The organism is Geobacillus jurassicus NBRC 107829, assembly GCF_001544315.1.
GTDB classification, from domain to species: Bacteria; Bacillota; Bacilli; order Bacillales; family Anoxybacillaceae; genus Geobacillus; species Geobacillus jurassicus.
The window spans coordinates 1-12,242 of record NZ_BCQG01000078.1; the positions used below are offsets into that span (position 1 = coordinate 1).

Annotated in this window: 15 protein-coding genes and 1 tRNA gene; 4 read left to right on the forward strand and 12 right to left on the reverse strand. The window is 52.2% G+C overall.

The window, feature by feature from the left end:
* Window positions 1–169 precede the first annotated feature (169 nt).
* The 8 genes from GJ1_RS16225 to GJ1_RS16265 all read right to left on the reverse strand — a co-directional run bounded on the left by GJ1_RS16225 (window position 170) and on the right by GJ1_RS16265 (window position 8,510).
* Window positions 170–1,465 (reverse strand): MFS transporter, encoded by a 1,296-nt coding sequence (locus GJ1_RS16225; RefSeq protein WP_066234678.1) that lies wholly within the window; start codon window positions 1,463–1,465, stop codon window positions 170–172.
* 132 nt (window positions 1,466–1,597) lie between these two features.
* Window positions 1,598–2,053: a MaoC/PaaZ C-terminal domain-containing protein gene (locus tag GJ1_RS16230; protein ID WP_066234681.1), complete on the reverse strand. Its 456-nt coding sequence runs from the start codon at window positions 2,051–2,053 to the stop codon at window positions 1,598–1,600.
* Window positions 2,054–2,331: 278 nt separating this feature from the next.
* Window positions 2,332–3,159 carry a carbohydrate ABC transporter permease gene (locus tag GJ1_RS16235; RefSeq protein WP_066234682.1) on the reverse strand — a complete coding sequence of 276 codons (828 nt, stop codon included), beginning with the start codon at window positions 3,157–3,159 and terminating at the stop codon, window positions 2,332–2,334.
* 15 nt (window positions 3,160–3,174) lie between these two features.
* Window positions 3,175–4,482, reverse strand: a complete 1,308-nt coding sequence (locus GJ1_RS16240) for a carbohydrate ABC transporter permease (RefSeq protein ID WP_044736765.1) — start codon at window positions 4,480–4,482, stop codon at window positions 3,175–3,177.
* 181 nt (window positions 4,483–4,663) lie between these two features.
* Window positions 4,664–5,980, reverse strand: coding sequence for an ABC transporter substrate-binding protein (locus tag GJ1_RS16250; protein WP_066234687.1), 1,317 nt, complete (start codon window positions 5,978–5,980; stop codon window positions 4,664–4,666).
* Between the two features lie 433 nt (window positions 5,981–6,413).
* Window positions 6,414–6,818 carry a cytosolic protein gene (locus GJ1_RS16255; RefSeq protein WP_066234691.1) on the reverse strand — a complete coding sequence of 135 codons (405 nt, stop codon included), beginning with the start codon at window positions 6,816–6,818 and terminating at the stop codon, window positions 6,414–6,416.
* 13 nt (window positions 6,819–6,831) lie between these two features.
* Window positions 6,832–7,758 (reverse strand): glutaminase A, encoded by a 927-nt coding sequence (gene glsA / locus GJ1_RS16260; protein WP_066234693.1) that lies wholly within the window; start codon window positions 7,756–7,758, stop codon window positions 6,832–6,834.
* Window positions 7,759–7,934: 176 nt separating this feature from the next.
* Window positions 7,935–8,510 carry a Uma2 family endonuclease gene (locus GJ1_RS16265; protein WP_066234696.1) on the reverse strand — a complete coding sequence of 192 codons (576 nt, stop codon included), beginning with the start codon at window positions 8,508–8,510 and terminating at the stop codon, window positions 7,935–7,937.
* Window positions 8,511–8,646: 136 nt separating this feature from the next.
* On the opposite strand from GJ1_RS16265, the gene GJ1_RS16270 reads away from it, so the two are divergent.
* From GJ1_RS16270 to GJ1_RS16285, 3 genes are all read left to right on the forward strand, one after another.
* Entirely contained in the window at window positions 8,647–9,108 is a 462-nt protein-coding gene (locus GJ1_RS16270) for a Uma2 family endonuclease (RefSeq protein WP_066234700.1), read from the forward strand.
* Complete coding sequence (locus GJ1_RS16275; RefSeq protein WP_066234703.1) at window positions 9,109–9,336, forward strand: MBL fold metallo-hydrolase; 228 nt, start codon at window positions 9,109–9,111, stop codon at window positions 9,334–9,336.
* Window positions 9,337–9,631: 295 nt separating this feature from the next.
* Window positions 9,632–9,705: transfer RNA gene (locus GJ1_RS16285), tRNA-Pro, on the forward strand.
* A gap of 142 nt (window positions 9,706–9,847) precedes the next feature.
* Here GJ1_RS16285 and bioF read toward each other — a convergent pair.
* Window positions 9,848–11,017, reverse strand: coding sequence for an 8-amino-7-oxononanoate synthase (bioF, locus tag GJ1_RS16290; RefSeq protein WP_066234709.1), 1,170 nt, complete (start codon window positions 11,015–11,017; stop codon window positions 9,848–9,850).
* A 200-nt stretch (window positions 11,018–11,217) separates the two neighbouring features.
* Between bioF and GJ1_RS16295 the strand changes: the two genes are divergently transcribed.
* Window positions 11,218–11,400, forward strand: a complete 183-nt coding sequence (locus GJ1_RS16295; RefSeq protein ID WP_011231614.1) for a small acid-soluble spore protein H — start codon at window positions 11,218–11,220, stop codon at window positions 11,398–11,400.
* Between the two features lie 46 nt (window positions 11,401–11,446).
* Here the strand turns inward: GJ1_RS16295 and GJ1_RS18745 are convergent, their stop codons facing one another.
* The 3 genes from GJ1_RS18745 to GJ1_RS16305 form a co-directional block, all read right to left on the reverse strand.
* Window positions 11,447–11,590 carry a hypothetical protein gene (locus tag GJ1_RS18745; RefSeq protein ID WP_167346132.1) on the reverse strand — a complete coding sequence of 48 codons (144 nt, stop codon included), beginning with the start codon at window positions 11,588–11,590 and terminating at the stop codon, window positions 11,447–11,449.
* 80 nt (window positions 11,591–11,670) lie between these two features.
* Window positions 11,671–12,039: a VOC family protein gene (locus GJ1_RS16300; RefSeq protein ID WP_066234712.1), complete on the reverse strand. Its 369-nt coding sequence runs from the start codon at window positions 12,037–12,039 to the stop codon at window positions 11,671–11,673.
* Window positions 12,036–12,242, reverse strand: a 207-nt coding sequence (locus tag GJ1_RS16305) for a YhfC family glutamic-type intramembrane protease (RefSeq protein WP_157068402.1), incomplete at its 5' end; no start/stop codon positions are given. The genes GJ1_RS16305 and GJ1_RS16300, both read right to left, overlap by 4 nt.

The following is a 12,242-nucleotide window of genomic DNA, read 5'->3' on the forward strand; positions in this document are numbered from 1 at the left end:
CCTGCGCCTAACCGAAATTCATCTCCCACTTTCACCACGTTTCGAAGTGGGAGACTTCTTTCGGAGATTAGTTAAAGCAAACATATCCGCCCGTCCGCACCGCGGGCAGGCGACGTGAAAGAGCGCCCTTGCCTGAACGCAAAGGCGCCCGCAATGGAATGATGTCCGATTAGTCAATCGTCTGGCGAGCACGGTCTTGCAGCATTTTCACCCCGGCCAGCGAGATCAAGCCCATGATAACAATATAGAAGGAGATGGCCGTTGCACTGCCGTATTTGTGCAGCAGCCACGTGCTCACGAGCGGCGCCGGGCCGCCGGCAATGATGGAAGCCAATTGGTAGCCGAGCGAAGCGCCGCTGTAGCGGAGCCGCGTCGGGAAGTTTTCCGCGATCATCGCCGCCTGCGGGCCATACAGCATGCCGTGGAACACCATGGCCACGACCGTCGCCAAAAAGATGAGCCCGACACTTTTCGTATTGACAAGCCAATAATACGGAAACGCCCAAAGCATAAGCAAAATCGTTCCCGTCATGTAGACGCGGCGGCGGCCCCACCGGTCGGATAAATGCCCGGAATACACGATGGAAAGCGCGTTGATCACCGCGGCGATAATCGTCACATTGACGAAAATGCTTTTTTCCATCCCCAAAAATGTCGTCCCATAGCTGACGATAAACGTGACAAAAATATAGAACGACCCGTTTTCAATCACCCGGGCGAGCGCCGACCAAAGAATTTCGCGCGGATGCTTGACCAGCACTTCGCCGACCGGCATCTTGCTCGTTTCTTGTTTTTTCATCGCTTCTTGGAACAGCGGCGATTCGAGCACTTTCAGCCGGATATACAACCCGACGGCGATGAGAAGGAAGCTGACGAGAAATGGAACGCGCCATCCCCACGCATAAAAGCTGTCGCCGCCCGCCGCCAACATGAGCGTCGTCACAAGGGAAGAGGACAACAGCCCAAACGGCACACCCATTTGCGGCAACGATGCCATAAATCCGCGCCGTTTGCCTTCTTCCCACTCCATCGCAATCAAAATGGCGCCGCCCCATTCCCCGCCGACGCCAATGCCTTGAATAAGACGAAGCGCGGTCACCAACACCGGCGCCCATAAGCCGACTTGTTCGTACGTCGGCATCAAACCGATAAACGCTGTCGCCAGCCCCATCAAAAGCAAGGTGGCCACCAACGTCGCCTTGCGTCCGATCCGATCTCCAAAGTGGCCGAAAATCGCGGCGCCGACCGGCCTGGCGATAAATCCTAAAGCAAAGGTCGTAAAAGATTGCATCAATGCGACGTACGAATCTCCTTGTGGAAAGAATAATTGCGGAAACACGAGAGCCGCCATCGTTCCATAGAGAAAGAAATCGTACCATTCAATCGTCGTGCCGACCACACTCGATATGGCGGCCCGCTTTTTTTGGCGTTTCAATTCGGCCGCATCCATCGTTGACATCGCCATCGGCAACACTCCTTCCCTTTCATTTGATCTGACAGCAGGAAAAATCGATCAATAAGGCCCATTTTCTCAAGAATCATCTTTACCCTTCTTTGAAACCGCTTGCAACCGATTCTAGAAACCTCCCATTTGCCGCTAACCTCTTGCAGAGGCATTTCCTTCCCGCGCTACAAGCACATGCACAACCGCATCGACGACCGTTTCTCCGCGCTGGTTGACGATCCGTTGATGCACCGTCACCAGCCCGGCCGTCTCGTCCCGTTCCGTTAACTTCCTCACTTCCGACTCGACGTAAATCGTGTCGCCGATCTTCACGGGACGGACGAAACGGAGCGCATCGATGCCGTAAAAAGCGAGAACACATCCCGGCTCCATCACCCACAGCCCCGTCGCCGCCGACAGCGTCAGCATCCCATGGGCGATCCGTTCGCCAAATGGCGTCCGCTCTGCATATTCCCGGTCCATGTGCAGCGGATAAAAATCTCCGGAAACGCCGGCAAACTGTACAATATCGGCTTCCGTAATCGTCCGCCCGCGCGAACGATGGCGTTCGCCTACCACATACTGCTCAAACGGACGGTCAAATCGCACGCCTTCCCCTCCCCTTGATTGGTGCAAAAAAGAGTAAAATCAAATTCCACCCCCTTTCCCGGCTGCTATCGCCATTTTTGTTAATATTCAGAATATTAATCGTATATATCTTTTATATCTTTGGCTTTTACGCATCCCTCCCCGCTAGACGTCTGCCATTAACATATGAACGGAGTGGAGCTGATAGAACTGCTCCTTCTCTGTTTCGTGTTTTAAAATTGGTGTTGCCGCAAAAAACAAAAGGATGCTCGCCTGGCATCCTTTGTCGTGTTGGTTCCTTATTCTTTTACCGAGCCGGACGTGAGCCCGGAAACGATGCGGCGCTGGAACAACAGCACCATGATGACGAGCGGAATCGTCACAATCACGGTGGCCGCGGAAATTTCGCCCCACGGGATCGTATACTGGCCTTGGAACATGGCAATCCCGACCGGAACGGTTTTGTATTTTTCCGCCGTATTGATCGTCAACGCAAACAAAAACTCGTTCCATGCGGCAATGAAGACGAGAATGGATGTCGTAAACACCCCTGGCACAGCGAGCGGCAAAATGACTTTAAAATACGTTTGCATCGGCGTCGCCCCGTCCATTTTCGCCGCTTCTTCCAAGTCAAACGGAATCTTGCGGAAAAAGGTGACGAGCAGCCAGATCGAGAGCGGCAAGGCAAACGTCGTATACGGAATGATCAATCCCAAGTAGCTGTTCGTCAACCCGAACTTTTTCACAAACATGTAAATCGGAGAAATGGTGGCAATTTGCGGAAACATGGATACGGCCAGCACCAAGCCGAGAATGACGGTCTTGCCTTTAAACTCGAGGCGCGCGATCGCATAAGCCGCAAACGTGGCGACAAATACCGTATACACCGTCGTAATGGTCGCAACGACCGTGCTGTTCCATAAATAGCGCAAAAACGGGTAATTGACAAATACCGACACATAGGATTTCAAGGTCGGATGGCTCGTAAACCAATTGAACGCTTTGTCGCCAAACAATTCGCTGAGCGGCTTAACGGAACTGAGCAAAACCCATAAAAACGGAAACATTACAAAGAACACAAACAGGGCCAAAAACACGTAAAAGAACGGACCAGCTTTTTTTTGCATCGTCTCACCCCTTCGTTATCGTTTGACGCTGGAGCCATCAGACAGCAAATCTCTCCCAAGCCAGCGAATATAGATCATGGAAATCACCGCCACGCAGAGAAACACGATGACAGCGAGCGCCGATCCCGCACCGAAATTCGTCTGCGAGAACATGACTTTGTAGGCTAAAATCGAAATCGTCTCCGTCGAGTTTGCCGGCCCCCCGCCGGTTAAGACGTAAATCAAATCGAACACGCGGAACGCATCAAGCGTGCGGAACAACAACGCCACTAAAATGCTCGATTTTAACAGCGGCAGCGTGATTTTCGTGAATTGCTGCCATTTGGTGGCTCCGTCGATCGAGGCGGCTTCATACAACGAACTCGGGATCGTTTGCAGCCCGGCGAGCAGCAAGAGCGCCATATACGGGGTTGTCTTCCATACATCGGCAAAAATGACCGCAAACATCGCCCCCGCTTCCGTCGTCAGCAAATCCCCCATCCGGTCGACAAGGCCGACCGTTTCGAAATAGTGGGCGACAATGCCGTTTTGTCCATCGTATAAAAATTTCCACATAAGCGCGGATACGGCCGTCGGAATCGCCCACGGAATCAAAATCGTCGCCCGCACAAGCCCGCGGCCAAAAAAGGCCTTATTGATGAGCAACGCAATCCCGAGCCCCAACACAAGCTCAATGGCGACCGACACCACCGTAAAGAACGTCGTATTCCATAACGCTTTCCATAAGCGCATGTCGCTGAAGCTGTCCTTGTAATGTTTGAGGCCGACAAAGTTCGGCTCGATCACGACCCCTTCGAGCCCTTCGGCCAAGCCGACGACCTTATCGGCTTGTTTCAGTTCTCCTGCTTTTTTCATCTTCTTGAGCGTCTCGACGACATCATGAACTGTGACGGTCAACCGCTCGGCCGTCTGTTTGTCCAGCTCGGCGATCTTCAGCTCATCACTTGGCGTCCCGAAATTGTCGAGCACTTCGTTCACTTTGTCATATTGCTTCGCCACTTGATCATCGGAACGGATCGCCGCGTCCAGTTTCGCGAGTTTTTGTTCGATTTGCGCCAGCGTCTGTTTCGTTTGCCCATCCGCTGTTGCCATTTCTTGCTTGAGAGCGCTCTTGAGGAACGGATAGTTTTGCAGATATCCTTCAAGATCAAGGCTGTAGCTCAAGTGAATCGACGACTTGGTCGGGTCGTTGAGCCGATAGTCGAACAAGCTGTAATAAAAGGACTGGATAACGGGCCAAATGGCAATCGCCAAAATGAGCAGCATGGCCGGCGCGACAAGCGAATAGCCTAGTAGGCGCTCCATTCGCTTTTCATTCCTCATCGCTGTTCTCTCCCTTCTGCTTGGAAAAGGATATTAGCCTTCAGCACCGGGCAGATGGCGGCCTGAAGGCTAATGAACCGAAAGTGGTGGAACAAAATCGCGTTCTTTGTTTGGCTGATGGGGGATTGGCCGGCGTTGGCCGGATTCAGATCGGCCGCAAGCGCCGGCCAAGCCATTCGCCTTACTTATTCAAGGCTGCTTTCATTTCTTTTTCCATATTGGCCACGGCTTGTTCGACCGTCAGCTCCCCGGCCAGCGCTTTGGATACGTTAATTTGGATGATTTCCGAAATTTCCGGATAGTTCGGGACGACCGGGCGCGGCACGGCGGCGTTCAACGCATTGACAAACCCTTCTTCCGCAAAGAACGGATTGGCTTTTAAGACATCCGGGTCTTTAAACAATTCCGGAAGCGTTGGCGCTAAACCGCCGTAAATCGCGGAAATTTTTTGCCCCTCCGGCCCCGTCATAAATTTGACAAATTCCCATGCTTCTTTCGGATGTTTCGAATACTTGTTGATCGCAGTCATCCAGCCGCCCAGCGCGGCAGCCGAACCTTTGTCCCCGGCCGGAAGCGGAGCCACGCCGACTTTGCCGACGATTTTCGATTGTTCTTTGTCGTTCGCTAGCGCGTATTGATAAGGCCAGTTGCGGATAAACGGCGATTGTCCTTCAATGAACGCTGTATGCGACTCTGGTTCGGTGAATGTGGTGATGTTGCTCGGCACAACATCGGACTTGACGATTTCCACCATTTTCTTCAGCCCTTTGATCGTTTCTGGGCTGTTGATCACGACATTTCCGTTTTTATCAACGATTTGCCCGCCATAAGAGGCGATAAATTCAACGGCGTTGCACACCAATCCTTCGTATTGTTTGGCCTGCATCAAATAGCCGAATTTCGTGCCGCCTTTTCCTTTCAGCTCTTTCGCCTCTTTTAACAGTTCATCCCATGTTTTCGGCACTTTGTCCTTCGGCACAAGGTCGGTGCGATAGAACAGCATGCCGGCATCAATGAATTTCGGCATCGCCCATTGCTTGCCGTTAAAGTTGCCGGCCGCAAGCGCCCCTTGGTTGTATTTGCTGAGGTCAATGCCGTCTTTTTCAATAAAGCGGTCGAGCGGCAGCGTATAGCCTGCTTGAGCAAACTCAGCCGGCCAAATGACGTCGAGATCCATGACATCGATCTCCGACGACTGCGCATTTAACATCGTGACATACGCATCATGCTGCTTCCCGGTGTCAGCCGGCATTTCGCGAAATTCCACATCGATGTTCGGATGCGCTTTCTCGAACGCTTCGATGATTTTTTCTGTGGCTTTCGTGGAATCTTGGCCGCGGGCATAGACAATTTTCACGACTTTTTCGGATTGGCCTGTTTTTCCTTCTTCTTTTTTGCTGTCTTTGCCCGCATCGCTGGCGCTTTGGCCGCCGGAGCATGCCGCGAGCCCCATCGTAAGCGCTAACAAAATCGCGGATGATTTCAAAGCCTTTTTCATCGTCGTTCTCCCCCTTTAGATTTTTGATTTGTCAAACACCACATGGCATCGCGTATGGTGGTTGCTTCGATTGCCCGAATCACCCCCTGGACATGACATCCATTGACTTTTGACTTGGCATCCCCCACTGCTTGTCTATGCATCGATTGTTTGTAATCGATTACATAAAAATGAATGAACAACCGTTATTTTCACTTGTCCGTCCTTTTCTCGACGAAGCCGAACGAACACGCATCGTTTACACTTTCCTCTTTGGCAACGAAGGCAACTTGTCCATCATCGCCGCTCCCCTATCCGCTTCGCCGGCTTCTTTTTATTTATGTAATCGATTACAAAACCATCTTACATCGCCGCAAAATCTTTCGTCAAGCCCCTAAATTCTTTTTTTGTCATATAAACAAAGAACCCCAAGCCGTTTTGCTTGGGATATGCCTCACACCTCCACTCCCTTCCCTTCCTCGACGATATGGTAAAGCAAATGGGCCAAATGGTGGATCGGGCCGTATTCCTCTTCGCTGCCTTCCGCCATTTCTTCTTCGTCGGCGAATTCTAGGTCGTTTAAATAAAGCGCCATAAATTCGTAAAAGTCTTTGAGCTCAAAGCTGTAGCACGCGCTCGGGTCCTCGTTGTCTTCTTCGTATTGAAGCATTAAATATGAGACCTTGCCTTCATTGTCCTCAGCGTCAAAAAAGACGAAATAGCCGATATTCGTGTCAAGGTCAAACAGATGCCGCGTCCCGCCTTCGGTCGCCTTGTCAAACTCTTCTGGGCTCAATTTGCCGACGTTCATCGCTTCGACGTCATCTTCGCGGTGAAATTGGACCGTAAATGTTTTCATCGTGATTTCCTCCTTAAAAAATGCTTAATGAGTGCGTTTTCGACAGCCGCTCGAGCAGTTTCACCCCGGTCAAGCTGTTCCCTTTATCATCGAGAGCGGGGCCGAAAATGCCGATGCCGCACCGCCCGGGCACGGCGGCGAGAATGCCGCCCGAGACGCCGCTTTTCGCCGGAATGCCCACTTTGATGGCAAATTCACCTGATGAGTTGTACATGCCGCACGTGACCATGAACGTTTTGCAAATGCGGGCGACATCAAGCGGCATGAGCGGCTCACCCGAGCACGGATCGCGTCCGTCAAGCGCGAGCACCAAGCCGATGCGCGCCAAGTCGATGCATGTCATTTCGATGGCGCACTGCTTCGTGTACAAATCCATCAGTTCTTCGACATCTTCGTCAATCATCCCATGCTGCTTTAGAAAATAGCAAAGCGAACGATTTAAAAACGCTGTTTCAAATTCGGAGCGGGCCACTTCGTCGGAGTACGAGATGCGTTCGTTGCCAGCGAGACGGCGGACGAACGCTAACAACCGTTCCAGCCGTTCGGACACCGAGCCGCCTTGAATCATCGACGTGACGACAAGCGCACCGGCGTTAATCATCGGATTCAGCGGCTTGGCAGGCTTTTCCTCTAATTTGGCAATGGAATGAAACGGATAATCCGTCGGCTCCATGCCGACTTTATGGAACACCTCATCCTCGCCGCGGTCGATCAGCACAAGGGCGAGCGCAATAATTTTGGAAATGCTTTGCAGCGTCACCTTGACTGTCACATCGCCAGCATCCACGACCCGCCCATCCGGCGTGTAGATCGCAATGGACAGCTCGTTCGGATCGGCCTTGCCCAAGGCGGGGATGTAATCGGCTACTTTTCCGTAGCGGGCGTACTGCTTCGCTTCTTCGACAAAGCGGGCCAGTTCTTCTTGGTTGTACACAAGCATCACCGATGGTTAGTATCGCCTATTTTTTCCGTTTCTATGCCCAAACGATTCAAACAGCGGCGGTTTCAGACAGGGGGCGCTTTGCCCTCGCCAAGCGGACCGCCGGGGCAAAAAACCGCCCCGCTCCTCTCAAGTCGGCAACCTGAACCTGCTGTTTGAACAGCAGCCGTTTTTTCTTATTCTTCTTCACTAAACACGTTTTTCAATTCGATCGCAAATCCGGGAAACATGCGGACAGGAATCGTATCATCGCGGACATACATCCCTTGGTGGCGGAATCTCCCTTCTTCGAGCACATAGACATCAATCGTCTCATTCACCGGATCGACAATCCAATATTCTTTCACCCCTGCCCGCTCGTAACGGTGAAATTTGACGATTTTGTCCTTGCGCACCGTTGATTTTGAAATAATCTCCACAACGAGATCCGGCACGCCAACAATTCGTTTTTCACGAATTTTGCTTTTGTCGCAGACAACAACAAGATCCGGCTCAACCCATTCGCGAATTTGTTCCGGATCATCTCTCTCCGCCAAACAAACGTCGATCGGAGCGCCAAATACGGTGCATTCTTTCCCCCGCAAATATGTCGCAAATTCCACCAACAATTCACGTTGCACTGCCTGATGTTTCGGCGTCGGAGCGGGAGACATGTTGAAGACTTGGCCGTCAATGACCTCATATCGTACATCTTCGTCGAGCATCATGTATTGCGCATAGGTGAACGGCTGCCCTTTTTCCGGCATCGGCATCAAAACGGCCTCCTTTCCTCTTTTCTTTTTAGTATACTTGAACGCTGCCCGGCAACCTAGCGTTTTCTTTTTTCTCAACAACCTGTTGTAGGCAAGGGAGAACGGTTTCAAGTATAATGAAAAAGAGGTGAGGAGCATGCAAGAAGCCATCAACATGTCCCCGTCCCCGTCATGGGAACATCAAATCGTTTGCGACAATCTTGTTTCCATGATCAAAGGAAAAAGCCAATGTCAACCGATTTCAAACTTATCCGTGAAACTCGAAAAGAACGGAAAAGTGATGAACGAGTTTATCCAGCCGGATGTCGCCGTCTATTGCGAACGGCCGGAAAAAATCATCGGCGGCTATAAGGGGCGGCCGCTCATCGTCATCGAAGTTGTCAGCCCGTCAACATACAAAATCGATGTGACGCTGAAAAAAGATTTGTACTGCGCCTACGGAGTGGAAGAATACTGGATCGCCGACCCATACAACAAAACGATCCGTCAGTGCACACTCGAAAATGATCGATACGCCGAGACGATCATCGCCTGCGGAGAAACGTTCGATTCTGTTATCGGAACGATTGACACCGCGCTCGTTTTCCAAGGTGTTTAATTGCCGAAACACCGCTTGTTGATCGCTGGGGACGGGGACGCGCTCACTGCGAAAGACGGGCGGCTCTATGGACCGAATCCGGCGTTTACGCTTGATATGAAAGAAGCGATGCGCTCGGTGCAAAAATTGCTCGATTTTCACATCGAGACGGTCGTCTGTTACCACGGCGGATTGTGCCGCGGCAACATTCGCGAACAGCTGGAGCGAATCACCTCGTCAACGGCATGACTTCAAAACAGCCTTGTCTCCCTAAACCGATAGTTATGGCGAGAAGAACGGTTCCGCATAGCTTTTCAAATAGGGAAACCTTGCTGTTGAGCCGAATGTGCCGTTCCATGCCGGTTCTCTCGACGGCGCGGTCAATCAAATGCCAATCAAACGGCCAAACAAATCTGGGGCCGGCTTGCAAACAATGGGGATGTCGTTGTCCTGTCAACTGCATCCTTTTTCCAACCAACGCAAAATTCGCCATTGATTTTGTCCTGCTTTTCTTGTATAATCGGAAATGTCTCACCATCCATTTCGGGATGTAGCTCAGCTTGGTAGAGCACACGCATGGGGTGCGTGGGGTCGCAGGTTCAAATCCTGTCATCCCGATCGAAACCAGCTGGAAGGAAATCCAGCTGGTTTTTTGCTTTTCTGAGCCCGCGTTCAACATGTTGAAAACGAAGCACAAACAATTAAGGCGCTTGCCGTCCAGCAGCAAGGACGGCATATGCCTTCCCGTTTCTCCCTCAAACTAAATCAGCCCTACCTGCTTCCCCGCCAAGGCGATGCGGTCAACTGCCATCTCAACATCTTCTTCCGTCATGGCGGCGGTGAGGGAAAAACGAATGCGCGCTGTCCCCTCAGGAACGGTCGGCGGACGGATGGCGACAGCCGCGATGCCCGCTTCCTGCAGTAACTCGCTCATGGCCACAGCCCGATCGTTCGGACCGACGATCACGGGAACGATCGGAGTCTCGCTGCCGCCTGTGTCAAACCCAAGCCGCTTCAGCTTGGCGCGGAACCTTTCACTTAAGGCATGCAGCCGCTCGCGCCGCTCCGGCTCGGATTGGACGATGCGAATGGCGGCTTCATTGGCGGCGAGGACAGCCGGGGGCAAGGCGGTTGTAAAAATCAGGCTGCGGGCGCTGTTGACCAAGTACTCGACAAGCCACGGCTCTCCCGTTACATACGCTCCAAAGCTGCCAAGCGCTTTGCTGAAGGTGCCGATGGCGATCACATCCTCTTCCTTCTCAAGCCCGAAATGGTGAAGCAACCCTTCGCCGTTCGGCCCGAACACGCCGCCGCTGTGCGCTTCGTCAACGAGCAAAACGGCACGGTAACGCCGCTTCAACTCGACAAGCTCCTTCAATGGCGCCATATCGCCGTCCATGCTGAAGACGGCATCGGTGACGATCCATTTCCGCTTCGCAGGCGGAGATTGCTTTAACAATGATTCCAGCTGATCGATGTCGTTATGTCGATAGCGGAAACAGGTTGCTTTGCTCAAACGGATGCCATCAATCAAACTCGCATGGTTCAACTCATCGCTAAAGACGAGGTCGTCTCGGCCAATTAACGCTGTCAGCACGCCGATGTTGGCCGTGTAACCGCTGTTGAAAATGAGCGCCGCTTCCGCATTTTTCCACTGTTTCAATGCGGCTTCCGCCCGCTCATAGAGCGGATGGTTTCCGACAACGAGCCGTGACGCTCCCGCTCCGACCCCATATACCCGCATCGCCTCGCAGCCTGCTTCGATCAGCCGCCTGTCATCCGCCAACCCTAAATAATTATTGGACGCTAAATTCAACATCCGCTTTCCGTTCAGGATGACCGAAGCGCCTGAAGCCTCAGCCCGGCGCAGCTGGCGCTTTTGCGCTTTTTGTTCCCATTCATGCAGTTTCGCAAGCCATTCGGTTTTCATCCCCATCCCCCTTGTATGTAAACTATTTATAAAAAACAGTTTACATTAAAACTTGTGAATTGGCTAGGGAAAGATGAGGGGTTTTGTTTATTGATTATTTAGCACATTGTTTCATAATTATTCCCCCCTTGGCCGAATGCATAGCCAAGTCGCAGAAATGTCATACTATACGTGTTATCGGCAAAAAGGAGGTGCTTGAGATGGATGTCCGTCGAGCGCAAGAAATTGCGTCGTCGCCAGTGATGGCGAACGTCACGTACAATGGCCAGCGCATTTACATCGAACATGTCGACCAGCAAAAAGGCGTGGCGACGATCCACCCGCTTGACAACCCGAACCAAAAGCAAAGCGTGCCGGTCGCAAGCTTAGAAGAGCATTCGTAACGAAACAAGCGAGAGAAAGGAACCGCCCTTTCTCCCGCTTTTTCCCTTAGTCAGCCGTCAGCTCTTCCCGCTCTTTGCAGGCGTCTTGCACCGCTTGTTCCCTCATCGACGTCGACGCACGGCCTGCTGCTTTGGCGTCGACCGCGCGGGCGGGCTGCCCGTCGCGCTTGTTGTTCGGTTTCATTTTCATCGCGATCTCTCCTTTCGCCTCTAGCATGCCCCGAATGATGCGGCGAAAGAGCGGCCAACCCCTTCATCTAGAACACCGGTTTATTCGATTTTTTCCAACAACTCGATCCGGTTGTGAAACGGATCGCGAAACGAAAACCGCTTTACCCCCGGGATCGATTTCTCGTCTTGCGTCGCGACGCCGCGCTCTTCCAAATAACGGCGCGCCGCTTCCACATCTTCCACTTCAAACGCCGGGTGGCTTTTGCTGTTATAGCCGCCGCGTTTTTCGGTCCCGATGTGAAGCTCGATATCCCCGACTTTGTACCAAAGTCCGCCGTTTCCTTTCAACGATTCCGGCTTTTCGATTTCTTGAAAACCAAGCACACCGGTGTAAAAAGCGCGCGCTTCGTCTTCGGCGCCAAATGGAATGCAAATTTGCACATGGTCAAGCCGTTTTACACGAATCATCGTTTCTCTCCTCCCCTTTCGAATGCCGGTTTCATGCGGCCAATGAATAAAACAGCGGCGACCGCCCAAATCAATAGCACCGCTTCCACCACCCAAACATTCGTGACGACTTTCACCTGATACAAGGCAGGCATAACATCCATCGCGGCGTGAAGCAAAATGGCGTACAGGACATAGCGGAATTGCCGCTTGCGCACCCCAAG